Genomic DNA, 25,786 nt, shown 5'->3' with positions numbered 1-25,786 from the left:
GGAGAGCGCACCTTGTGGTCTGTCATGCGTCCATGGACAGATCGACCGCCAGGACGCCGTGGTCCAGGCCGATGGCCAGACCCGAGGGAATCGCGGCCATCGCGAGCACTTCGCGCAGCACGGGAATGGCCATCAGCTTGCGACCGCTGAGATCCCAGATCTGGACCGTGTTGTTCTGCCCGCCGGTGACGAGGAAAGGGTCGCCGTCCGGACCCGGGACGGTGCAGAGCGCGTTCAACAGGTCGGTGTGTTTCATGGTGACGATCGGTTCGTCCGGCCGGCGCGGGTCCCTGACACGCAGGACGTGGTCGTTGCCGGTCGTGGCCAGCAGGACGCGCCCGTCGCGCAACGGCACCGGGCACATCGTGAACACGTACGCGCGATCGGTGAACGCCCTGGTGACCGTTCGTTCCGCGGTGTCCCACAGCATGACCGAACCGTCGGTACACGAGACGGCGATCAAGGGACGACCGGGTGCGGGCACCGCGCAGGCCGCGAGCACGTAGTGCGGTTCACTCGCCAGTGAATGGAGCACCGTGCCCGTATCCGGGTCCCAGATCCGCACCACGCGGTCCTCGGCGTCCGTGATCAGCATTGTCCGGCCGCCGGGCCACGGCGCGGCCCAGGCACGGCGTACGCGAGCGGGGTGGCCGAGCTCACGGATCGGGGTCGCCGCAGCGGGGTCCCATACGGTCACTGAGTGGCCGTTGTCCGCCGTGGCCAGCAGCGTGCCGGCCCCCGCTCGGGGGAGCGCGCATGCGACGGGCGTGCTGGTCCATTCGCCGGTATCGGCCAGCGTGCGCATAGGGGATCCGGTGCCGAGATCCCACATGCGCACGGCGCCGTAATGGTCCGCCGTGACGAGGAGGGGCGGCGTGCCCGGCTCGTCCAGAGCGCAGACGGCCGCGACCCTCCCAGGGTCGGCGTCGGCACGAGCGGTCGCCTCGGGGCTCCAGATTCGCACCGTCCGGTCGTTGCCGCCGACGGCCAGCAGGGTGTCGCCTTCGGGACCGGTGTACGCAGTGATCGTTTTCGGCCAGCTCGGGGTGGTGATGACGCGAACGATCTCGGCGGTGGCGAGGTCCCAGATCCGCACCTCCTCCCGTGCGTTGGCGGTGGCGAGCAAGGTGCGGCCATCCGGCTGCGTCCAGCCGCACACCGAGGCGGCCCCCTGCGGATCCCGCAGGGTCTGGACTTCGGTGCCCGTCTCCGGATCCCAGATCCGCACCGTGCTGTTCCGGATGGGGCCGGACGGATGCTCCGCGGTGGCCAGGCGGACGCGTCCATCGGGCAGCGTCCAGGCGCACAGAGCCGTCGCCCACCCGGCGTGGTCCAGCGAGCGGACGGTCGTGCCGGTCTCGGGGCACCAGATGGAGACACGCCCCTTCGCGATCGTCGCCAGGGCCGGTCGTTCCCCTGGCCTGGAGACTCCGCACATCTCGGCGAAGCCCTGGTCGAGGGCGATGGTGCGAGCCGTGGTGGCGGTGTCCGGATCCCAGATCCGCAGCGTGCCCGATTCGGCGGCCCAGCCGGCCGCGGTGGAGATGGCCAGAAGGGATCGCCCCTCGGGTCCGGGCAGCTCACAGATCGCGGAGATGTGCTCTGTGGTGAAGGTGATGGTGTGCTGAGCCGTTGAGGTCGCGGGGTCCCAGATCCGCAGTGCGGCGTCCCGGCCATGGATGCTCCCGCTGGCGGAGACCAGAAGCGTGCGATCACCGGGCTCGCGGAGCGTGCACATGGCATGGACCGGGTTCGTGTGCTCGGTGTAGGCGGCGAGTTCCGTCCTGACGCGGGAGACGGCCCATGCCGCGCGGTACGGCGCTCGCCGAGATCGTGCGGCCATGGAGAAGTCGCGTCCGAGGCTCCGCTCCATGCACTCGGTCAGCCCGAACGCGGAGAGGCGCTCGGCAGGGCCCGCTCCGAGGGCGTGCGGTGTGAGGCGCAGCAACTGGATCCGGTCGCGCCGGTTCCGCGCCGCATTCCCGACCGCGAGTAGACGCTCCAGGTCCGCGTGGAGCAGATAGCCGACGTCGTCGAGGAGCGCGTCCAGGACACCTCCGGCGGCTGCGTGCACCGACAGTGAGCGCAGCAGGTACTCGGGGGCGTTGTCCCAGCCGACGCTCGCACCATGGTCCTGGAAGGCTGCGGCCATGGCTCGGTGGTCGTTCGCGCGGCCGGTGATCCGGGCGCGGTCCTCCAGAAGGGTGTCGTTGAGCGACTGGTGGAAGAGCTGAAATGTGTCATCGGCGGACCGGACGAGGAAGTTGGCCGCAGATGAGCGCGCGAACCGCTCCAACTGCCGCTCGCTGAGCGTCGTCCCGGTGAGAACGCGTACCGCCGCGCACCACAGCGGTACCGGGAGGCCCGGCGCCTGGGCGAAGGCCAGTGCGGTGAGGATGTCGGCGGCCGGGACGCCCTCGACGGGCGGGACTCGGCGCAGGAATTCGTGCAGGGCGTTGTTCACCCTGTTCGAGAACGTCAGTGTCTCCGGGTCGGCCGGTACATGGTCGTACAGTCCGTGACTGCGGGCGACGAGTCCGGCGACCAGGAAATTGCGGCCCGCCAATGCGGCGATCCGCGCCGCCAGCGCGGCGGCGACCGGCCGGTCGGCGTACGGGTTTCCGGGACGCTCCATGCCGCGCAGCTCCAGCGTCGCCAACGCGTAGGCGATCAGGTCGTCGGCGGCGAAGAAGCGGGGGTCGTCGAGATCGACCTCCAGCCCGGCGAGACCGAACAGAGGGAGCAGGTCGCCGGCATCGTCGTGCTTCCGGGTGCCGACGATCATCCGGACGCCCACGTCCGCGCAGGTCTGCGCGAGCGGCAGCACGAGCTCCGTGGCGATCGCTCGAGCCTGGACCGGCGTGCTCGCCTCGTCGAGGGCGTCGATGACGACGCAGAAGGGACCGGACCGTGTGCCGAGTGCGTCCCGCAAAGCCGGTGGCAGGTCGCCGATCCGCGCGGGGAGCGGGAGCGAGGCCGCGCGGGCGATCTCGGCGGCCACCTCGAGCGCGGTCTTGCCCTTGGCGTGGACGGCGCAGTGCACCGAGCCGGGACGGGCCCTGACGGCGGTGTCGTCCGGCGGCAGCCGCCGGTGGAGCGAGGGGTCCGCGGTCGTCACGATCCGGCCCAGGACGGCCGATTTCCCCGCCCCGGGCGCGCCCGTGACCACGAGCACGCGATAGTCGGGAGACGCGCGGTTCATCCAGTCCACGATCCGCGTCAGCGCCGCGCGGCGGCCGTGGAACCGGTGGCCGGGCTCACTGCCGATCAGCACTCCCCTGGCCTTCGGGTCCCAGCGCAGCGCCTGGTTCGGGTCCGGCGACAGGCTCCAGGCGGACCGCGCCGATCCGTCGGCGTCCGCCGGACTCCACGAGCTGATCCTGTCGATGCCCGCGTCCGGGAAGCAGGAGACCGCCCGGTGAATGGTGATCGCCTTGCCGTCCCCCTGGTGTTCGAGGACCACGACCGCCACGACGGCCTGGTAGTCGGGAGACCAGACGCCGCTTCCGCTGAACCCTTTCCTCAGCACGTTGCGAGAGCCGGGATGGGCGTCGAGCCGGACGAATCCGCGCCCGAGCACGCTGCCTCCGACGGTGCCGTGGGCGTCGTTGCCATGCGGTTCCCCTAGAGGGAACCCGAAGGCCGACCAGGCGCGGTCCAGGAGACCGTCCGGTGCGGTGTGCCGCAAGGGAGCGGCGGGAACTCTCGCTGGTTCCCCCAGTGTGAGCAGCGCGAGGTCGTGCCGGGGGGCACGCTCGACGTGGGCCACCTTGATACGGCGTTCGTCATTGTGCTCGGCCAGGGGGAACTCGACCCAGAGGTCGTCGCCGGTGGCCACATGATCGCACGTCAGCAGATGCGTCTCACTGATCAGTATCGCCGTGCCCCGCCACGTGTCGGCATCATCGGCACCGGCGCGGACCATGGCCGCCCACGGGCTGCTCGGGGGGAACACGCTCTCGTTATGAGGGGCCATGCACATCCTCGAACAAGTGCACCTCCGGCCAGAGGTTGGAAAGACAAGGTTATTGGTCGGGCGGCTGATGCGGCCGGGCGTGGCCATGTGGGGGAAGGCGGCGGGGTGCCAGGTGCCGCGCCGCATGGTGCGCCCGTTGCAGGAGCCCCTGCGGGGTGAGTCCGGTGTGGAGCCGGTGCAGATACGCCATCGGAGCGCTTGTGAGTGCCTGTTCGCGCTGGTGTCGCTGTTGCACTGCTGCGGCCCACACGCCGACGGCGAAACTGCCTAGACCGACGGTGGCGGTCTGTGCCGGGGAGGGATGGGTGGCCAGCAGCAGCGCGGTCGACACCGCCGGTGGTGCGGCGGCTTGAAGGTTGATCGCACCCCAGGCCGTCTGGAACCGCTGCCCGCGCATAGCCCGCTCCAGGTCCTCGAGTGCGGGCCGGATTCGGGTGTCGTAGCGCGCTTGCAGATGATCGAGCAGCACATCGGGATCGGTGATGTCCTCCAGGTGGGCCGCCTCGTCGACCATCGCCTCAGCAGCATCGCGGAATCGAGCGCGCTCGCCGGCGTACCGGTCGCGGAAGTCGATGATCTGTTCTGCGCTGATGTGGTCGATGTTGCGCGGCAGGACCGCGCTCACCGCCAGATTGATCAGGAGGGCGGTACGCTCATCGGCCCGTGCTTGCGGCATGGGATCGCCCAGGACTCCGGCGACCAGGCGTCGTGCCGCCAGCCCCGTGACGGCGTGATCGAAGGTGGCACGGGCCAGCGGTACGGCGCCGTGGCGAGGCGCCGTATGAGTCCCGAGCAGCAGCAGATAGGCGTGCACAAGGGTTGAGTGCATCAGCAACCGGCCGTGGGAAGCCGGTTCAGCAAGTCCCATCTGCTCTAGACGACGGATGAAATACAGCGTCATCTTCCATCGAGACAGGCTGCGGGGATCCGCTACTTGGACGGCTTGGCGTCGTTGCCCGGCGGCGCGCTCCTCTGCAGCGAGAGGCGTGAAAAGGTCCTGTGGCGCGGGGTTGAAGCCGTACCAGTCGGGCAGTTCGTCGGCCAGGTCGCGGTCGCGAGTCCATGCCGGTTGTTCGGGGACCTGGTGGGAGGAGAGCCGGTACGCCGAAAGGTCTACATCTTCGACCGCCGAGAGGAATTGGTCGGCCGCCCATTCGAAATCGTCTTTGCGCGGGGTTGTGGCCTTGAGGAATCCGTCCGCGGACAGGACGGCTTCGGTACGGCTGATGCCTGGAGGGTCGTCAGATGGATTCTGTGCGGAGTCGAAGCGGTAAACTCGCTCCCAGTACAGGGCGGTCAGCTTCAACCAGCGTTCATCCCAGACGTGCACATGCCGGTAGTGAAGACCGAACCATTCGCTCACACCGATGCTCCCGTCGACTTGGCTGCTCCTTGAGGACCTGCGCCCCGCAATCGGCCTGCGTCCTCCTTTTCTCCCACGCTCGTCAGCTGGGAAGGTTCCGTCGCCGTACTGTTGCTTCCTCGGCCATCTCGGCCCAGAGTTCCGCACGGGATGGGGAGGGGCAAGCGACCGGGACATCGGGAATCGTCCACTCGCCGGAAAGACGACTCTGCGCGTCACCCGGGTATCTACGGAACCCGCTGCTCGTGGCTGTGGTTGATGATCTTTGGCGGGCATTGACGCCTAGCGCAGAGGCGCGAGCGGTTGGTCCAGGGCTGGCCATGGCGGCGGGCAGTACGAGGGGGGTGACTACTGAGCGCTACGCCTGTCAGCGGTAGACCGCGCCGTGCCAGAACGCGGTGAGCTCCGGTGAGAGGCGCCCCTCGGACGGCAGCCGTCACAAGGTGCCGAGCGTTCCGGCGTCCAATGCGACGAGCCCGCTGTCGGTCTGGTGGCACAGGACGGTTCGGGCTTCGTCGAAGACGCATCGCCAGGAGTCCTTCTGCCCCGCGATCAGCCCGCCGTCCAGCCCGAGTGCGCTGAAGCCGTACCGGACCCGGCGCATCCTGTGGGGCGCCAGGTCGGCCACCGTGGTGCTGCCGTCTCAGCTCGGCACTGCGGTCGTCGGGTCCGTTCCGACCACCTCGACCGGGTTTCCCGCGGAGGCATCGCCCCTGGGCAGCGGCAGGTGGGACTTCGGCGGTGCGGACACGGGCTCCGCCCGGACTGTCGATGGGTTGTCGACGGGTTGTCGACGGGGGCGGCGAGGCTTGTGGTCAGTCGCCTCGCAGTTGGGAGCCCGGCCGATGGAAGAGCCCGTGTCCGGCGATCCGAGGGCCGCCGCCGATGCGCCGGATCCCGTGGACCCGCCGCACGTCGACCTGCTGATGTTCCCGCACCTGGACATGCACGCGGTGGTCAACGTGCCGCTCCAAGTGGACGTGGTCCTGCGGCAGCTCGAGAAGGTCACCGCGAACGTCTTCACGCTGGTGGAACAGCTCCAGAACTGCACGTTCGAGTTCATCGCGCCGCACAACCCGACCGGGCACCGGTTCGACGACCTGCCGACGGTCGTGAACGGGTCCGTCCAGGCCGCCAAGCCGGGCGTGTACCTGTTCCAGGTCCGGGTGGAGGACAAGGTCCACCCGAGCATCGGCAAGATCGGCTCGCTTGTCGGTCGGCTCCAGGTGCACTCCGCGCTCGTCGACTGGTGGTTCGGGATCGACTCCATCACGACGGCGGTGGACGGGAAGTTCGGGCACGCGCAGCCGTCGGTCTACGCCCAGTTCAGCGAGGACCCCGGGACGGGGTGCGACCTGGTCGGCGACATCACCGGGCACAGCTACGTCACGCTCACCTCGCCCAGCCCGAAGGTCGTGGTCATGCCCTGGGGGCGGCTGCGCGGGGTGACCGAGACCGTCGCGGGCGAGACGGTCCAGGTCACCGGCGCCGTCGCCGGCGTGCCGAACCCGACCCAGCCCCCGGTCCTGCCGGTGCGCGTCTTCGACTACACCAGGGTCCGCAACGACCTGGAGCCGGTCGGCAAGGTGGACGCGGCGGGCTTCGAGGACATGTTCAACATCGTCTTCCTGGCCGAGGGCTTCACCGCCGCCGACAAGCCGCTGTTCGACCGGGCGGTGGCCGCCGCGAAGGCCCAGATGTTCGACCGGCCCCGGCACGAGCCCTTCCACATGCTGTCCGGCCGGTTCAACGTCTTCAAGGCGTTCACGCCCTCGCAGCAGCGGATGATCACCTGCGGCAACCGGGTGACCGACAACACGGGCCCGGCGCAGGGGAAACGGGACCTGAAGGGGCTCCAGATCCCGTTCCCGTTCCCGCTCGACGGCCCGGGCGCGATGGGCCTGAACGCCCTGGTCGAGCGGGTCGGCCTGCCCAAACGGGGCGAGAACCGGCCGAACCTGCCCGCCATCTGGGCCGGGCAAAGCCTGCCCGGCGGCTTCGACGTCAACGCCCTGGACGCCGACTCGGTCGAGGTGTGGAAGGCCCACCAGGCGGCCGGCATCCTCCAGGCGGCCGACACGATGTTCGGCCTGTACGTCGGCGACCGGCTCGCCGACGGCAGCAGGGTCCGCCCGCTGACGTCCCTGGGCGCCCCCCGGCCCGCCGCCGACACCCCGTCGGACCAGCTCACCGCGTTCATCGGCCGGGTCTACGACTTCTACAAGATCGATGTCCGCCAGTCGCTGCGGCTCGACCCGCGCCGGCATCCGCCGGAGCTGTTCGCCCCCTCCGACCTCACCTGCCCCGGCAACGCCGTCCTGAACTACGCGGGGAACCTGGCGTACTCCCTCGTGCCGCACCCCGCCGTCGGCAAGGTCTGGGTGCCCGACGACACCGCCTTCAAGCGGAGCCGCGGCTTGGTCGCGATCATCTGCTACGACGATGTCGCGGGCGGCGAGAACATCAACAACACCACCCTGACGGCCTCGACCCTGGCCGACGAGTTCCGGGTCGCCTCCGACTATCCGCGCAAGCCGCACACGAACCCGAACGTGTACCGGCGCACCGACAAGGACCTCACCGCCGCCTTCAAGTCCGACCGCTTCGTCAGCAGGACGGTGCACGAGTTCGGGCACACGTTCAACCTGGGCGACGAGTACGAGGAGAACGGCGGCGACGCCGACCCGTTCATCGCCACCGCGGCGGTCGACATCGGCTTCGACAACCTCTCCACGATCGGTTTCCTCCGCGTCTCCCCGGCGCCCGACCGGCATCTCGACATCAACAAGGTCAAGTGGTTCGGGCTGCCGCGGGCGACGGTGTCCGGACGGCTCCAGGCGGCGTCGTCGAACGTGGCGGCCGGGCTCCAGGTGTCGGTGGGCCCGAAGGGCTTCGACCGCTGGGTCAAGGTGTTCCAGGACAAGGACGAGGTGGTCCTGCGCAGGTTCGAGCCCACCAAGAGGAAGGGACAGCTCCCGCTGCTCGACGGGAACGACCACGTCCTGGCCAACCTGCGGATCGCCTCCGTGGTCGACCAGGCGACCGGCACCTTCGTCCTCAGCCTTCTCGGGTCGCCGCCGCCGGCCGCGGTGCCCTTCCCCGCGGGGTCGGCCGTCTACGTCCCGAAGAAGGACGCGTCCGGAGTCGTGGTCCCCATCGTCCCGCGGGACGTGGAGCACTACCTCACCCTGCCGCCGGACGGCCCGCACGTCCGGCTGCCGCTGAACGCCGACACCGAGATCCGGGTGCCCAACCCCGGGGACGACGTCCCGGCGCCCGGGCCGTTCCGGCGGCCCCTGCTGAACTCCTTCCGGCTGGTCGGGATCTTCGAGGGCGGCGGGCACTTCTCGCGCGGCGTCTACCGGGCCTCGGGCGCCTGCAAGATGCGCACTCCGAAGACCGTCGGCGACGTCATGGAGCACGCCGCCTTCTGCTACCTGTGCAAATGGCTGATCGTCAACCTCGTCGACCCCGGCCAGCACGCCCTGCTGAGCGACTCGTTCTACCCGGAGCTCTGACATGACGCGATTCGGCACGTTCGAGACGGTCCTCGCCGAGGTCGGGCAGGCGCTGCTGCCGCTGCGCGACGCGCTGGCCACCCCGGCCGCCGCCATCGGCCTCCTGCGCGAGCTGGGCTGGGCCACCGACACCGTCCCGGCGCCGCTGACGGCCCTCGGCACCAGCGTCGACACGCTGCACGACGCGCTGCGCCGGGTGCTCGGCGACGGCGGCGTCAACGAGGGCGGCACGGTCGGCGACCCGGGGGCCGCCCCGGCGGCCGGTGCGTCCGCCGACGACGCGGCCCGGGTGCTGGCGGCGGTCCAGGGCCTGGTCACGGCCGTCCGCGCGATCGCGAACGCTCCCGCCTCGGCGATCCCGCCGGCCCTGGCGGCCGACGGGTTCGCGGCGAAGTTCCCGCCGCAGCTCCTGGACCACCTGGTCATCACCTACCTGCGGCGCTTCCATCCCCGGATCGCCTTCGCCTTGCGCGCGCTCGGCGTCTCCACCGCCGCCTTCGCGCCGGCTCAGGGCAACCGTCCGGCGTACACGCTCCTCGCCCTCGAACCGGCGCGCGCCTCCCAGGCGCTGGCCGACCCGTCGGTGGTGCTGCGGAACGCCTTCGGCTGGGGCACCCCCGACCTCGACACCGGCGCGCTGACGGCGGTGCTCGACGACCTGCTCATGACGCTGGGCTTCGACGTCCGCCTCGGGCAGGTCTCGACCTCGGCCGTGGCGGCGATCCAGGGCCCGGACGCCGACACCACCGTCCCGCCGGCCGACGTGACGAGCGTCATCGCGTTCGACCGGGCCGTCGGCGACGACGCCAGGACGACCGCGGTGGTCAGGCTGCTGCCGGTCCCGGCGGGCCCGGACGGCTCGCCGCCCGGGCTGGCGCTGCTGCCCGAGTTCGCCGGCGAGCTGGGCGCCTCGATGGCGCTGACGCCCGACCTCACCCTGACCGTGCGCTCCGACCTGGACCTCCAGGGCGGCGTCGGCCTGGTGGCCAGGCCGGGACGCGGCATCGACATGATCCTCGGCTTCGAGTCCGCCGGCGTGCCGGTGCACGACACCGGCACCATCGAGGTCGTCGCCGAGCGGACCGTCGACGACGGCGACCAGCCGACGCTGGTGTTCGGCAGCCCGGACGGCACCCGGCTCCAGTTCAAGGCGATCGGCGCCACCGGCGGCGTCCGGCTGGCCGGGGACGACGTCGACGTGTTCGCCGAGCTGGACGTCCACGGGCTGGAGTTCGTGCTCAAGCCCGACGACGCCGACGGCTTCATCGCGGCGATCCTGCCCGCCGACGGGGTGCGGTTCGGCGCCGACCTGGCCGTGGGCGTCTCGCACCGGTCCGGCTTCTACTTCCGCGGCACCTCGAACCTGGAGATCCAGCTACCGGTCCGCGAACGGATCGGCCCTCTGGAGATCCAGGGCCTCACCATCGCCGCCCGCCCGTCCGGCGCCGGCGTGCCGGTCGACCTGGGCGCGTCCTTCACGATCGCGCTCGGCCCGGTCACCGCCGTGGTGGACCGGATCGGCCTCACCGCGACCTTCACCGGCAGGCCGGACCACGACGGCAACCTCGGCCCGGTCGACGTGGCGGTGCGGTTCAAACCCCCCGGCGGCGTCGGCCTCTCGGTGGACACCGGGGTGGTCAGCGGCGGCGGATTCCTGGCGTTCGACCCCGCCCAGGGCCAGTACGCGGGCGCGGTCGAGCTGGAGTTCGCGGGCCTCCTCGCGCTCAAGGGCATCGGCCTGATCACCACCGGGGACGCCGGGTTCTCGCTGCTGGTGGTGCTGTCGGCCGACTTCGGCGACGGCATCCAGCTCGGCTACGGCTTCCGGCTGCTGGAGGTCGGCGGGCTGATCGGCCTGAACCGCGGCATGGACCTGAAGGCGCTGGTCGAGGGGGTGCGCACCGGCGCCATCGAGTCGGTCGCCTTCCCCAAGGACATCGTGGCCAACGCGCCGCGCATCCTCAGCGACCTGGCCCGCTTCTTCCCGCAGGAGCAGGGCACCTTCCTCATCGGCCCGATGGCCAAGATCGGCTGGGGCACGCCCACCCTGGTCAGCGTCTCGCTCGGCGTCATCATCGAGATCCCCGGCGACATCGCGGTCCTCGGCGTCCTGCGGGCGGCGCTGCCGACCGAGGAGCTCCAGCTCCTGGTGCTCCAGGTGGACTTCGTCGGCGCGCTGGAGGCCGACAGATCGCGGCTGTGGTTCTTCGCCAAGCTGTTCGACTCGCGCATCCTGACGATGACGATCGACGGCGGCATGGGCCTGCTGGTGGCCTGGGGCGACAACCCCGACCTGGTGCTGACGGTCGGCGGCTTCCACCCGGCCTACCGGCCGCCGCCGCTGCCCTTCCCGGTGCCCGAGCGGCTGTCGGTGGACATCCTCAACCAGCCGGGCCGGCTGATCAGGGTGTCCGGCTACTTCGCGCTGACCGGCAACACCGTCCAGTTCGGTGCGCGGGCCGAGCTGCGGCTGAGCTTCTCCGACTTCCGCATCGAGGGGCACCTCGCCTTCGACGCGCTGTTCCACTTCTCGCCCTTCGCCTTCGTGATCGACATCTCCGCCGGAGTGTCGCTGAAGGCGTTCGGCGTGGGCCTGTTCGGCATCGACCTGCGGTTCAGGCTGGAGGGCCCGGCGCCCTGGCGGGCGCACGGCCGCGGCTCGATCGGCTTCCTGTTCTTCGAGATCTCGGCGGACTTCGACATCACCTGGGGCGAGTCGCGGGTGACCACGCTGCCCCCGGTCGACGTCCTGCCGCTGCTGGCCGCCGAGCTGCACAAGATCGAGAGCTGGGTGACGCTGCCCCCGGCGGCCGGCACGAAGCCGCTGGTCAACCTGCGGCCGCTGCCCCCGGCCGGCGACCCGGTCCTGCACCCGCTCGGCACGCTGGTGGTCCGGCAGCGCGCGCTGCCGCTGGACGTCAGGGTGGACCGGATCGGGGCGCAGAAGGCGGCCGACGGCCGCCGGTTCAGCGTCGCGCCGGGACAGGGCAGCGGGCTGAGCCGGGCGTCGGTCACCGGCGACCGGTTCGCGATGGCGCAGTTCCAGACCATGGACGACGCCGCCAAGCTGTCCCGCCCGTCCTACGAGACGCAGGACGCCGGGATCGAACTGGCCGCCGCCGCAGGGACACTGGCCTCGCCCCGCGTGGTCCGCCGCAGCACCCGCTACGAGCTGCACATCGTCGACAGCGGCGCCGCCGCCGCTCGGACGGCCGCCGCGGGGACCGCCACGGCCGTCCGGCCCGCGAAGGTCACGGCGGCGCCGCCCAAGCGGTTCCACAACGTCAACCCGGCCGTGTTCGGCGAGCTGCTGCGCGGCGGCAGCACCGCCCGCTCCCCGCTGTCGCGGCGGGAGGCGCTGCTGCGGCAGCCGTTCGCCACCGCCGACACGGTACGGGTGGTCGACCAGCGCTACGTCGTCGCCTACGTCCGCAGCAACCTGCAGGCGTTCCCGCCCGGCTCGCTGAGCACCCCGACGAGCTTCCGCAGCCGCACGACCGCCGCCGACGCCCTCGCCCAGTGGGTGGACGCCGACCCGGCGCTGGCCGGCCGGCTGCACGTCATCGCCGAGTCGGAGGCGGCGGCCTCGCCGGCCCCGTCCGGCACCTGGTCGGACGCGGGCGCGATGCCCGCCGCCGCCGAGGGCGTGGACGCGGTCCCGCTCGCCACCGGCAAGGTGCTGGTCGCCGGGGGCGCCGACGGCACCGGGACCGCCCTGGCCACCGCGTCCCTGTTCGACCCGACCGGCAACGCCTGGGCGGCCACCGGCCCGATGACCGCCCCGCGCAGCCGCCACACCACGACCCTGCTGAACGACGGCCGCGTCCTGGCCGCGGGCGGCACGACCGCCGGCGGGACGGCGCTGGCCTCGGCCGAGATCTACGACCCGGCCGCCGGGACCTGGACCGCCGTGCCGGCCGCCATGCGCGCCGCCCGCGCCGCGCACTCGGCGACCGTCCTGCCGGACGGCCGCGTGCTGGTGACCGGCGGCGCGCACGGCGCCGGGGCGCTGGCCTCGGCCGAGCTGTTCGACCCCGCGACCCGCACCTGGACGGCCGCGCTCCCGATGATTGACGCCAGGTCCGGGCACCGTGCCGTGCCGGTACCGGGCGGCCGGGTGCTGGTCGCCGGCGGCGTCGTGCCCACCGGGGACGGCGGCGACCGGGCGCTGGCCCGCTGCGAGATCTACGACCCGGTCACCGGCGCCTGGTCGGCGACCGGCGACCTGGCCGCCGGCCGCAAGGGCCACCAGGCGACGGTCCTGGCCGACGGCCGGGTCCTGGTCACCGGCGGGGACCCGGTGGCCGCCGCCGACGGCACCTTCAGCCCGCACAGCCTCGCGTCCGCCGAACTGTTCGACCCGGCGGCCGGCACCTGGGCCGCGGCGGCGCCGCTGCCCGGCGGCGGCCGGAGCCGGCACCGCTGCCTCCTCCTCGGTTCCGGTGCCGTGCTGCTCATCGGCGGCACGGGCGGTCCCGCGTTCGCCTCCGGCCACCGGAGCGTCCTGGTCTACGACCCGGACGCCGGGACCTGGACCCCGACCGGCGCGCTCACCACCGGACGCTGGTCGCTCGGCGCGGTGCAGCTCTCCGACCTGCGGGTGCTGGCCGCCGGCGGCGTGGCCGCCGCCGGACCGGCCGCGCCCGGCCCGGGCACCACCCTGCCGGCCGCCACCGCGGAGGTCCTCATCCCATGACCCGGCACACCCCATTTCGGACGAAGGGCTCGACGCCATGACCGTTACGCCTGTGGCCACCGCCGCGGTCTGGACGGCCAAGGCCGTCCTGCCCAAGGCCGCCGCCTGGTACGGACAGCACGACGGCGCGATCGCGCTGGACGGCACCGGACCGGTCCTCGTCGCGGGCGGCGCCGACGCCGCCTCGGCCGGGCTGGACCTGAGCGCCGTCTTCGACCCGGCGACCGGCGGCTGGAACCCCGCCGGCGCCCTCGCCGCCGCGCGCAGGCTGCACACGCTCACCCTGCTGAACGACGGCCGGGTGCTGGCCACCGGCGGACTGAGCGGCGCGGCGGCCGGGCCGGGGCTCCGCAGCGCCGAGATCTACGACCCGGCGCACCACGCCTGGGGCCCCGCCGACCCGATGGTCACCCCGCGCTGGGGGCACGCGGCCGCCCTGCTGCCGGACGGCTCGGTGCTGGTGTCGGGCGGCACCGGAACGCGGTCGGGCACGACCACCAAGGCCCTCCGCTCGGCCGAGCGCTTCGACCCCGGCACCGGCAAGTGGCATCCCGCCGACGACATGACCGACGCCCGCACCAGGCACACGGCGGTGCCGCTGGCCGGGGGCAGGGTCCTGGTCGTCGGCGGCTCGGCGCCGGTCGGCACGCCCGACGACCCGGCCCTGGCCTTCTGCGAGCTGTACGACCCGGCCACCGGCCACTGGACCCCGACCGGGAGCCTCCTGCGCGGACGCCGCCACCACCAGGCCACCCCGCTGTCGGGCACCACCGTCCTGGTCACGGGCGGGACGGCCCCCGGCGCGTCCGGCGACGGCCCATTCGACCCGTTCAGCCAGCGCACCGCCGAGCGCTACGATCTGGCCACCGGCACCTGGACGGCGGTCCGGGACATGCCGTCCGGCCGGGCGTTCCACCGGGCCGTCCCCTTCGGCGCCGGCAAGGTCCTGGTGGTCGGCGGCACCGCCGCCGACCGGGACGAGGCCGGCTACCGCAGCGCCATCGTCTACGACACCGGCACCAACATTTGGACGCCGCTGGCCGGGCTCGGCCTGGGCCGCTGGTCGCTGGCAGCCGCCGCGCTCAGCGAGGGCCGGGCCGTGGTGGCCGGCGGCGTCGTCCGCTCCGGCCTCGCCGCCGCCGACCCCGCCGTCACCGAGCTGACCGACGGCTCGGAGCTCTACGGGAACCAGCCGTGACCGCCAACGCCTACTCCTTCCTGCCGTGGCTGCGCACCGGCATCGCGACCCAGATCACCGCGGACCCCGGCGCCGCCGCCCGCGCCAGCGTCCCGGTCCATCTCGTGGTGACCGGCGAGGGGCTGAACGGCCGCCCCATCACGCAGGACGTCCACCGGGACGTCCAGCTCTACGGCCCCGGCGACGTCGTCGGGGTGGACCCGCGCGCGATCTCGCGGACCGAACCGCGGGCCGGCGTGACCGCCATGGAGCCCAACCTCCTGGCGCACATCGAGTTCACCGACGAGGACTTCCCGTGGCGCTACAGCCCGGCGGTGCCCGACCCGGCGACCGGACGGCTCACCCCCTGGCTGGCGCTGGTCGTCCTGGCCGTCGGCGCCGACCCGGCGGGCGCCGACGCCGAGTTCGCCGACAGCCCGCAGGGCACCGGGCCGCTGCCGGTCATCGCGGTCACCGACCCGGCCGCGCTGCCGCCGCCCGAGCAGCTCGGCGCATGGGCGCACGTCCACGTCAACGGGTCGCTGGACGACCCGGTGGCCGAGGACACCGACCCGGCCGTGCTGGCCGCGCTCGGCCATGTGCTGGCCACCGACGGCGACAGCGCCTGCGCGCGGGTCATGTGCCCGCGGCGGCTGCGGCCCGACACCGCCTACGAGGCGTTCCTGGTCCCGGCGTTCGAGACCGGACGGCTCGCCGGCCTCGGCATCGACCCGGCGGTGTCGCCGGCCGCGCTCCAGGCCGCCTGGGGACCGCACTACCCCGGCCGCCCGGCGGAAGGGCTGCTGCCTTACTACTACCGGTGGGCCTTCACCACCGGCACCACGGGCGACTTCGAGTTCCTGGTCCGGCTGCTCCAGCCCCGGCCCGCCGACCCGCTGGTCGGGCACCGGGAGATCGACGTGCACCGGCCGCCCGGCCTCGGCCTGCCCGGCATCGACGCCTCCGGCGGCGTCCTGCGGCTGGGCGGCGCCCTGCGCGCTCCCGGCGTCCCGGACCCGGCCGAGAACTGGGACAACTGGCACGGCGACCCGGCACCGGCCCCGCCGTATCCGCACCCCTTCGAGCAGGCGCTGGCCGATCTCGTCAATCTGGCCGACGACTACCAGACCCAGACGCCCGAGGCCGCGCACGCCCGGCTCGCCGCCGTCGACGACGGCCCCGACCCGGTGATCACCCCGCCGCTCTACGGCCGCTGGCACGCGCTCACCTCCCGGCTGCTGGCCGACCGGGACGGCACACCGGTCACGCCGGAGGTCGCGCACGGCTGGACGCACCGGCTGAACCTCGACCCGCGCTTCCGGGTGGCGGCCAACCTCGGCACCGAGGTCGTGCAGGCCCGCCAGGAGGAGCTGGTGGCCGCCGCGTGGGCGCAGGTCGGCGACGTCCTGGCGGCCAACGCCAGGATCCGCGCCGCCCAGCTCGCCCGCGAGGTCGGGCACGCCCTGCAGGTCAAGCACCTGGACCCGCCCACCGGCGCCACTGCGGCGGCGCTGGCGGCGGCACCGCCGTCGGGGCGGCCGCTGCGGCTCACCGCGCCGGCCCACTCGCGCGTCGTCGCCCCGCTGCCCGAGGACCCGGACGACCCGGACGCCGGCGTCACGGAGAACGTGGCGATCGGCTTCCGGGTCGCGGCCAGCCGGGTCGCCGCCGCTCCGGTGTCCCCGGCGATGCGCCGCATCACCCGGCCGGGGTCGCGGCTCATGCGGACGCTGTCGCGCACGCCCCGGCAGCTCGGCGACACCCTGGTCCCGCGCATGGACGACCCGGTGGCCCCGGTCACCGCCGCCGCGCCCAAGGCCGCCCCGGCCGCCGTCGTGACACCCGAACAGCTCGACGCCGCGCTGCACCCGGCCCCCGGCGTGACCGCCGCGCCCGGTCTGACCGCCGCGCCCGGTCTGGTCGCGAGTCCGGTCGACTCGCTGCCCAGCAGCCCCGACTTCGTGATCCGCGAGATCGGCGACCCGGTCGTCCCGACCCCGGGGGCCGACGACAGCGCCGAGGCGACCCGGTTCAAGGCCGCGCTGCGCGAGCTGTACCAGGGCTTCGACACCGCGACCGGCGTCGGGCGCGCCGAGCAGCGGCGGCGGCTGGACGTCGTCGGCGCCACCGCCTCGGCGCTGGACGGTCTGCGCGCCGACCAGACCGTGCCGAAGTCGCTGCTCGGCTCGGTGGACCTGCCCGAGCGGCTGCGCCCCTTCGCCGACCGGTTCATCGAGGCGATGGCCTACCCGGTCTTCGACCTGCCGATGTTCCAGGCGCTGCTGGACCGCTCGGCCGACGACCTGGTGCCCAACGTCGGCCTGCTGCCGGCGAACTCGATCACGCTCCTGGAGAACAACCGGGAGTTCATCGAGTCCTACCTGGTCGGGCTCAACCACGAGATGGCCCGCGAGCTGCTGTGGCGCGAGTACCCCACCGACCAGCGCGGCACCCCGTTCCGCCAGTTCTGGGACCCGCGGGCGGCGCTGCCGCTGCCGGACGAGACGCCCGGGCAGCGCCGCGAGCGGGGCTACGACATCCCGCCGATCCACACCTGGCCGGTCACCACGTTCCTCGGCCGGAACGAGAACCGCCCGGCGGGCGCGCCGCAGAAGGACGACCTGGTGCTGGTCATCAGGGGCGAGCTGCTCAAGAAGTACCCGACGGCGGCGATCTACGCCCAGCGGGCCGCCTGGCCGCCCGGCGAGGACGGCCTGCCCGACCTCACCCGGCAGCGGGTGCCGGTGGAGCCGCCGGCGGACGGCACCCCGTCGCGCGACCTGATCCGCCTGCCGCTGTACGAGGCCAGGATCGAGCCCGACCTCTACCTGCTCGGCTTCGACCTGGACGCCGCCGAGGCGCTGGGCGACCCGCCGGACGACGCCGGCTGGTTCTTCGTCCTCAAGGAGCGCCCCGGCGACCCGAGGTTCGGCGTGGACGACGGCCCTGCCGCGCCGGTCGAGGTGTGGAACGACCTGACCTGGGACGACGTCGACCCGCACCACCGCGGGTTCATCGAGCTGGACCCCGGCACCACGGTTCCCCTCGCCCCCCTCGACGGGGCCGGCGACGAGGAGAAGGCCCAGCAGCGCGGCGAGGACGAGAACCTGCCGCTGTGGTTCTCCGGCCTCGGCTCGGCCGACCTCGCCTACATCCTCTTCCAGGTCCCGGTCCTGGTGGCCGTACACGCTCAGGAGATGTTGCCGCGATGACCAGCCCGCTGAGTGACGACTTCCCGGTGCTGCTGGGCCCGGTCCGGATCGAGACCCGGTTCACCGCGACCGAGCTGCTCGTCCGGGTGTTCCCGGACGAGTGGGCGGTCGACAAGTTCGAGCCGCGTCCCACCCGGGCCGAGATCGCCGCGCTGGACGCGTACTGGACCGCCCGCTGGACCGCCGCCGGCGACCCGGCGGGAGTCCAGGAGGCGTTCCGCGAGCTGGCCGCCAGGGTCCCCGCGGGCCGGGCGACCTGGCTGCTGCGCACCCGTACGCCGGCCGACCCGGCAGAGGAGCCCTCCGGCCTCGCCCCCGGGACGACCGTGCTGGTCGTGGTGTCCGCCCAGGCGCCCGCGATCGCCGACCGAGCGCCGTCGGTGGCGTACTGGACGGCGGTCTGGCGGGCGCACGGCGACCGGCAGGCGCTGCGGGCGGCCGACGCCGCCCTGCTCACCGCCGTCGGCGCCGCCAGGGCGGCCGCGATCAGGGCCGCCCGTCCGGCGGGCGTCGACGCCGCCGCGGTCGCCGCCGGCGACGCGGTCGCGGTCGCGTTCCTGGTGCTGCCGCCGGTCACCGACGTGGCGGCCGACTCCTGGACGCAGGCCGCCCGCGCGCGGCTGCTGCCCGACCGTTTCACCGTGCTCGGCTATGTGGACGGCACCCAGGTGCTGTCGGCCACCGGCGCCCAGGTGCCGGCCACGCTGCCGGTCAGCCCCGATCCGGGCGCCGGCGACCAGCTCAGCGTGGACGAGCGGACGGGACAGCTGCACGTGCCCGACGAGCTGCGCTGGCTGACCGACTTCGACCGCGCCGTGCAGATCGGCATGGGCCTGCGCATCCCCCTCGACGACTCGACCCGGGGCGGCCTGGACCGCCTGGTCGTGCTCGGCCTGCGCACGCGGACCGGTCCCGCCCAGGGCGCCGCCGACCTCGCCGACCTGATCACCCGCCAGGTGTGCAGCCCGGCCGGGTTCGCGCTGCTGCCCCAAGGCACCCCGACCAACAACAGCGAGGACGCCCCGGCGGGGCAGGACGAGCGGGCCGAGGCCGACGCGAGCCTGGCCACCGCCGGCGGGCTCGACGCGCACACGGACTGGACGACCGAGACCGACGGGCACCGGCTGGTGGGCCTGCTCGGCCTCGACCCGGCCGTCCTGGACGGCATGCCGAACGCCGACCTGACCGACCAGCGCGACGCCCGGGCCGCCAACACCGCGCTGTGGCCGGCCACCTGGGGCTACTTCCTGCGGACGGCCCTGCACCCGATCCTCGGCGCCGGCGCCATCGACGAGACGCGGGACTTCTTCCTGCGGTACGTGTCGGGACGCGGCCCGCTGCCCGCCGTCAAGATCGGCCGCCAGCCGTACGGCATCGTGCCGACCACGGCGTTCTCCCGGCTCGCCTGGCCCGACTCCCGGCCGCACCGCCGGGCGCTGAACACCGTGCTGAGCGCGGCGGCGCAGGACTGGGCGGCGGTGGCCGAAAAGGTGCCGCATATCGGCGCCGACGCCGACGACACCCACCAGCTGCTGCTGGACATCCTCGCCCAGCACCCGACCTCGGCCGAGTTCTACCAGCGGTACGCGCAGAGCGTCGAGGACGTCTTCAACCGGGAGAACCTCGGCGGCCTGGGCGCGACCGTCCTGCCCGCCCTCGACCGGCTCGGCATGCCCGGGCCGCTGCGCGCCCTGCTGACCCGACTCGGCCACCCCGACGGCGGCGAGGCGCAGGACCCCGACCTGCTCCGCCGGCTGTTCGTCGACTTCCAGCAGCCGCTGCTCGCGCCGCTGGTGGACGACCGGCCGCTGTCGGAGACCGACCCCGTCCGCGACTACACCCCCGACCACCGCAACTACCTGCGGCTGCTGGCCGACAACGCCGGGGCCGACCTCGACGCCGTACGGCTCGACCTCGGCTTCACCGGCGACACGCCGCCGGCGGCCCTGCTCTACCTGATGCTGCGGCACGCGGTGCTGCTGGGCTGGGCGGACGCCGCGCGGAACCTGGCCGTCGCGGCCGGGGTCGCCGACCCCGGCGAGCTGGCCGCCGACCCGGCGTTCATCCACGTCCGCATCCCCGGCGCCGGACGGTCGCTGCCCAGCGAGAGCAGGTTCCGGCGGCTCTACACGCCCGAGCCCGCCGTCACCGGCAGCGCCGACCGGCTCCTGGTCGACTTCATCCCGGGCGTCCTGCACCAGTCGCCGGCCACCGCCCAGCTCGCCGAGCAGGTCGCGGCGATCGGGACGCTGGCCGGCCTGCCCACGGCCGCGCTGGAGCGGGTGCTCACCGAGCATCTCGACCTGGCCACCTACCGGCTGGACGCGTGGCGGCTCGGGCTGGCCACCGAGCGGCTCGGCGAGCTGCGCTTCGGCCCGGACGGGACCGCGCCGGCCGCCACGGGTCTGCACCTCGGCGCCTACGGCTGGCTGGAGGACGTCCGGCCGCGCACCGACGAGCTGACCCCGGTGCAGCTCACCGGGCCGCTGGCCGAGGTCTTCAAGGGGCCCGCGCCGCTGCTCCAGGACCCGGCCAACGAGGGGTTCGTGCACGCGCCGTCGCCCGGCCACGCCAGGACCGCGGCCGTGCTGCGCGCCGGATACGCGGCGGGCGCCTCGCCGCAGACGCCGGACGCGTTCGCGGTGGACCTCGGCTCGGCCCGGGTCAGGACCGCGCTCGGGCTCCTGGACGGGCTGCGGCAGGGCCAGCCGCTGGGCGCGCTGCTCGGCTACCGGCTGGAGCGCGGCCTGCACGACCGGCACGGCCGGGCCGAGGTGGACGCGTTCGTCGCCGCGCTGCGGCTGGCCTTCCCGCTGCGGGCCGGCAAGATCCCCGACACCGTGCCCGACCCCGCCCGGCCGGTCCGGATCGACCAGGTCGAGGCACGCAACGTGGTGGACGGCCTCGCCCTCGTCCGGCACGTCACCCGGGGCGACGTCGAGCAGCGGTACCCGTTCGGGCTCGAAGGCACGCTGCCGGACGCCACCACCGACCAGGCCGACGCGATCACCGCGGAGGTCCTCGCGCTGATCCAGGTGAACGACGCGCTGGCCGACCTCGCCGTGGCCGAGGGCGCCCACCAGGCCCTGGCGGGCAACGCCGAACGGGCCTCGGCCACGCTCGACGCCTACGCCAAGGAGGGCTTCCCGCCCGAGCCCGACGTCGTCCGGACGCCGCGGAGCGGCACCACGCTGACCCATCGGTTCGCCCTGCGGCTGACCCCCGGCCTGAACCCCGACCACGGCCCCGGCATCAGCTCCGCGCGCTCGCAGGCCGAGCCGGCGGTGAACGACTGGCTGCCCGGCCTGCTGCCGGACAAGACCGACGTCGCCGCGCTGGTCACCTGGACCGACCCGGTCGGCGGGAAGCAGGAGCGCCGGGTGGTCAGCCAGAACGACATCGGCCTCCAGCCGATCGACCTGCTGTGGACCGTGCGGCCGGTGGCGCGGGCGAGCACGACCGAACTCGACGACCTGATCATCGGCGAGGTCCTCGACCGGGAGCATCCACGCCCCGACGCCGAGCTGACGATCCACTACACCGAGCGGATCGACGGCAAGGTCGGCTTCTTCGAGCTGTCGCCGCTGATCGCCGCGCTGCGGTCGCTCCTCACCGCGTCGCGCCCGCTGCGGCCGACAGACCTGATGGCCGCCTCCGGCGTGACGACCGTGGACCGCGGGATCGACGACGCCGTCTCGGTGGACCGGGACCGGCCCGCCGCGGTCATCGACACGCTCACCGACCTCGGGGACGACGTCGCCGAGTTCATCGCCGACCTGGGCAAGCTCTACCCGGCGCCGCCGGCCGCGGTCCGCCGCTCCGACGTCCTCGACCAGATCGACGCGTTCCTCACCCGGTACGCCGGCCTGGCCGGCGTCGCCGCGCGCTTCGGGCTCACCACCGCCGGCTGGAGCGAGCTGGCCGCCTGGCGGCGGGGCGTGTTCACCGGTGTGCTGGCCCAGGTCGCGGACGCCGCCGCCCGCCTGACCAGGGCACTGTCCGCCGCCGACGCGGTCCTCGCCGGCTACGACGCGCTGAAGTCCGGCACGCTCGACTCCGAGCGTTACCGCATCCTGCGCCAGGCCGAGCGGCTGCTGACGACCCATCCGGTCGCGACACCGCCCAACACCCCGGCGAAGTACCGCACGGCCGTCGGCAACCTGCGCAAGACCTTCAACGGCCGCGTGGAGAAGCTGGACCAGATCGCCGGTAGCAGCCGCGACACGCTCAGCGGGCTGCTGCACGACGTCGCCGGTCTCCTGCCGATCACCGACATCGACCCCGAGGGCCTGGACCTCGCCCCTACGCAGGACCAGGTCGTCGCCTACGGCCGGACGCTGCTGGACCGGGCGAAGGCGGCGCAGGCCGAGATCGCCGCCCGGCTGGCGGCGGCGTCGGCCGCGATGGCCCGCCACGACCAGGCGGTGACCGGCCCCGACCGGGTCACCGCCGCCACCGACGCGCTGCGCGCGCTGCTGGGCGCGGACGTGCTGGTGGTCCCCGAGTACACGCCGCCGGACGCGCTGGCCGCCGAAGTCCGCAAGGCCCGCGACGGCAGCGCGGACCTGGTCGCCCACCTCACCCGGCCGCCGGTCGCCCGGGACTTCCCGCTCGACGACTGGCTGCACGGCGTGGCCAGGGTGCGCGACAAGCCGCGCCTGTGGGAGCAGACCCTGCTGCTGGCCGGCGCGCTCGCCGGCGACGAGGGCGTGCTGGACGACGAGCCCGAGCTGGTCCCGATCCAGCTCCCCTGGCGCGCGGACGACCACTGGCTCGGCATGGAGTTCGTGCCCGGCACCGCCATCACCGAGGACCGGCTGCTGTTCACCGCGTCCTACACGACGCAGAACTCGCCCGGCCAGGACCGCACCCAGGTCGGCCTGCTGATCGACGAGTGGACCGAGGTCGTCCCGGCCGACCGGGAGACCACCGGCATCGCGGTCAACGTGGACCGGCCCGACTCCGAGCCGCCGCAGGCGATGCTGCTGGTCGCCCCGCCGGTGCGGACCGGGGCCTGGGACGTCGGCGACCTGGTCGCCGCCGTCAACGAGACCTTCGACCTGGCCCGGAGCCGGGCCGTGGAGCCCGAGCACCTCGACGACACCCCGTACGCCCAGCTGCTGCCCGCGACGGTGATGTCGGCGACCCGGCAGCCGATCACGATCAGCACCGACCTCGCGGTCGCCAACGCCCGATGGAAGGCAGCCCATGACTGAGCCGCGGATCGACGACCTCCCGGCCGCGCTCGCGCACCGCGACCACCCGACCGTCGGGGTGTGGAACCGGCTGGAGGGCCGGCCCCGGACCACCGACTTCGGCCGCGCCCTGCGGGCCGAGGTGCGCGACCCGCTGTGGATGCTGACCCGGCAGTGGCAGCTCGGCGAGTTCCGCGGGTCCGACGCCGGATCGCCGGTGACGATGACCTACTCCGTCGCCACCAGCGCCCCCGGCGGGTTCCGGCCCGGCGACGGCCCCGCCGGGCCGCTGCCGCCGGGACGGCCGCTGCAGACGGCCGCCGAGCGGCGCCCGCTCTCCTTCGACCACGGCGGCGAGCCGGTCTCCTACGACCTGCGGCAGGCCCTCGGGCGCCGCTGGGTGAAGCTGCTCCAGCGGTCGCAGAAGCTGCGCCCGCACCGCTTCGCCGAGCAGTACGTCGCGCTCTACCCGATCGCGGTGCCCGACCCGGAGTCGCCCGGCGACATCGAGCGGACCGCCCACCCGGCGGTCTGGGCGTCCCTGGAGGCCGCCGCCGGGCGCGCGATGGACGGCTACCTGCTCTACCGGCACGTCAAGGGGGGCGGCCGCGCGTCCGACGGGATCAACGACCCCGGGCACCAGCACCTGGCCGAGCTGGACGCGCTCGGGCCGGTGCTGACCGGCTGGTTCGACGCGCTGATCGACCAGCCGGGAGCCGCCCGGTCCTTCGACCCGCGGCGGCTCGAACACCGCTTCGCGATCTCGGCCGCCGCGCCGGCGGGCGGGCAGACCGTCCTCACCGCGCCCGAGTACCCGGGCGGCGAGGTGGACTGGCACACCTTCTCGGTCGACACCGGCGGGCCGCTGGGCGGCGCGACTCCGCCGGCACCGGTCACCTTCAACCGGACGGTGTTCCCGGCGCCGGTCCGCTTCGCGGGGATGCCGCTGCCGCGCTGGTGGGCGCTGGAGGACGGGCGGACCAACTTCGCCGCCGTCACGCCCGACAGCACCGACCTGGCCCGGCTGGTCTTCCTGGAGTTCGCGCTCGTCTACAGCAACGACTGGTACCAGATCCCGTGCGACCTGCCGGCCGGCACGCTGGCCTCCGTCCAGGGACTGGCGGTGACCGACGTCTTCGGCCGGCGGGTGTGGGTCACCCGGGCCGGGACGGGGACCGGGCAGAAGTGGCAGCGGTGGACGATGTTCACCCTCGACGGCGGCGACGCCGGGCTGTTCCTGCCGCCCGCCGTCCCGAAGGTCGCGACCGGTCCGGCGCTGGAGGACGTGGCGCTGGTCCGCGACGAGAACGCCAACCTGGTCTGGGGCATCGAGCAGACCGTGCCGCTGGCCACCGGCGAGGGCCGCCGCGGCGAGGAGACCGCCGCCGAGACCCTGGCGCAGCGGCGCCGGCTGCACCAGGCCCCAACGCCGGACGCGCCGCGGGCGCCGATCGCCTACGAGGTGATGAGCTCGGTGCCGGAGAACTGGATCCCGTTCATCCCGGTGCACGTGCCCGGCGACAACCGCAGCGTCCAGCTCCAGCGGGCGGCGATGCCGGGCGCCGTCGACGCCGTCCCGGTCCGGCCGCGCACGTCGCTGCTCCGCGAGGGCCTGGACGCAGGCCACTCGTACTTCGTGAACGAGGAGGAGGTGCCGCGCACCGGCACCCGCGTCACCGTCGCCTACAACAGGACGCGGTGGAGCGACGGGCGCCCGGTGGTGTGGCTTGCCGCCCGCCGCGGCCTGGGCCGTGGCGAGCGCTCCAGCGGGCTGGGGTTCGACCTAACCGTCGACACGCCCGGCACGGACGGCTGAGGCGGACCGGTCGAGATCCAGCGCCGGGTCCTGCCGCAGGACCCGGCGGTGGATCTCGACCAGCGCACGGGACGGCTCCACGCCGTGCTCGCCGACCAGCACCCGCCTGGCGGACCGGTACGCCGACAGGGCGTCGGCCTGCCGCCCCGACCGGTACAGCGCGACCATCAGGCCGCCCCACAGCCGCTCCCGGGTCGGGTGGTCGCGGACCAGCTCCTCCAGCTCGGCCGCCACCTGCGCGTCGAGCCCGAGCTGCAGCGCCGCCTCGGCCCGCGCCTCGATCGCGGTGAGCCGCAGCCGCTCCAGCCGGGCCGCCTCGGCGGCCAGGCCGGGATGCTCGCCCACCTCGCTGAACTCGGCGAACGGCTCGCCGCGCCACAGCTCCAGCGCCTGCGTGAGCCGCTCGGCCGCGACCCGCGGCCCGGGCGCGCGGCACCCCTCGGCGACCGCCCGCTCGAACCGCACCGCGTCGATCGCGACCTGCTCGGTCCGCAGCTGGTAGCCCGGCGCCCGGGTCACCAGCAGCTCGTGCGGCCCGGCCGGCCTGAGCGCGGCCCGCAGCCGAGAGACGTAGGTGCGGACGGTCCGGTAGGCGTCCTCGGGCGGCCGCGGCCCCCACAGCTCGGCGACCAGCGCGGCCACGCTCACCGTCCGGCCCGGCACGACCGCCAGCCGGGCCAGGACGCCCCGGATCCGAGGCCCCCCGAGCCCGACCAGCCGCCCGCCCGCGACCGCCTCGAACGGCCCCAGCACGCGCAGCTCCAGCACTTCCATTTCCGGCATCGTCATGTGGCGCCCCTTTATGAGTAGGGCGTTCCACGCCGTTCCATCCC

General features: G+C 73.8%; 10 protein-coding genes. 6 read left to right on the top strand and 4 right to left on the bottom strand.

The genetic code is table 11. The features are described from left to right. Positions 1-22: 22 nt before the first annotated feature. From ACA514_RS00420 to ACA514_RS00410, 3 genes are all read right to left on the bottom strand, one after another. Positions 23-3,955 (bottom strand): trypsin-like peptidase domain-containing protein, encoded by a 3,933-nt coding sequence (locus ACA514_RS00420; RefSeq protein ID WP_375038917.1) that lies wholly within the window; start codon positions 3,953-3,955, stop codon positions 23-25. Positions 3,956-4,025: 70 nt separating this feature from the next. Next, positions 4,026-5,339, bottom strand: coding sequence for a DUF6236 family protein (locus ACA514_RS00415; protein ID WP_375038916.1), 1,314 nt, complete (start codon positions 5,337-5,339; stop codon positions 4,026-4,028). Positions 5,340-5,775: 436 nt separating this feature from the next. Then, positions 5,776-5,967 carry a hypothetical protein gene (locus ACA514_RS00410; RefSeq protein ID WP_375038915.1) on the bottom strand — a complete coding sequence of 64 codons (192 nt, stop codon included), beginning with the start codon at positions 5,965-5,967 and terminating at the stop codon, positions 5,776-5,778. A gap of 217 nt (positions 5,968-6,184) precedes the next feature. Here ACA514_RS00410 and ACA514_RS00405 point away from each other — a divergent pair, with 217 nt between their 5' ends. Genes ACA514_RS00405 through ACA514_RS00380 form a run of 6 tightly spaced genes read left to right on the top strand, consistent with a single transcriptional unit; the run spans position 6,185 to position 24,953 of the window. Next, entirely contained in the window at positions 6,185-8,857 is a 2,673-nt protein-coding gene (locus ACA514_RS00405) for a hypothetical protein (RefSeq protein WP_375038914.1), read from the top strand. A gap of 1 nt (position 8,858) precedes the next feature. After that, a complete protein-coding gene (locus ACA514_RS00400; protein WP_375038913.1) occupies positions 8,859-13,553 on the top strand; it encodes a DUF6603 domain-containing protein in 4,695 nt (1,564 codons plus the stop codon). Positions 13,554-13,590: 37 nt separating this feature from the next. After that, positions 13,591-14,751: a Kelch repeat-containing protein gene (locus ACA514_RS00395; RefSeq protein WP_375038912.1), complete on the top strand. Its 1,161-nt coding sequence runs from the start codon at positions 13,591-13,593 to the stop codon at positions 14,749-14,751. Continuing rightward, positions 14,748-17,942 (top strand): hypothetical protein, encoded by a 3,195-nt coding sequence (locus tag ACA514_RS00390; RefSeq protein ID WP_375038911.1) that lies wholly within the window; start codon positions 14,748-14,750, stop codon positions 17,940-17,942. The genes ACA514_RS00395 and ACA514_RS00390 overlap by 4 nt, the downstream gene beginning before the upstream one ends. Beyond that, complete coding sequence (locus ACA514_RS00385; RefSeq protein WP_375038910.1) at positions 17,939-23,158, top strand: hypothetical protein; 5,220 nt, start codon at positions 17,939-17,941, stop codon at positions 23,156-23,158. The genes ACA514_RS00390 and ACA514_RS00385 overlap by 4 nt, the downstream gene beginning before the upstream one ends. Beyond that, the gene (locus ACA514_RS00380) at positions 23,151-24,953 is read left to right on the top strand and encodes a hypothetical protein (RefSeq protein WP_375038909.1); all 1,803 of its coding nucleotides are present in this window, start codon (positions 23,151-23,153) and stop codon (positions 24,951-24,953) included. Before ACA514_RS00385 ends, ACA514_RS00380 begins: the two co-directional genes overlap by 8 nt. On the opposite strand, the gene ACA514_RS00375 is transcribed toward ACA514_RS00380, so the two are convergent. Beyond that, positions 24,921-25,742, bottom strand: coding sequence for a BTAD domain-containing putative transcriptional regulator (locus ACA514_RS00375; protein ID WP_375038908.1), 822 nt, complete (start codon positions 25,740-25,742; stop codon positions 24,921-24,923). The genes ACA514_RS00380 and ACA514_RS00375 overlap by 33 nt on opposite strands. Between the last annotated feature and the right edge of the window lie 44 nt (positions 25,743-25,786).

Source organism: Actinomadura sp. NTSP31, assembly GCF_041951385.1.
Lineage (GTDB): Bacteria > Actinomycetota > Actinomycetes > Streptosporangiales > Streptosporangiaceae > Spirillospora > Spirillospora napierensis.
The sequence above is the reverse complement of the archived record's forward strand: the minus strand, read 5'-3'. Positions and strand labels throughout refer to the sequence as shown.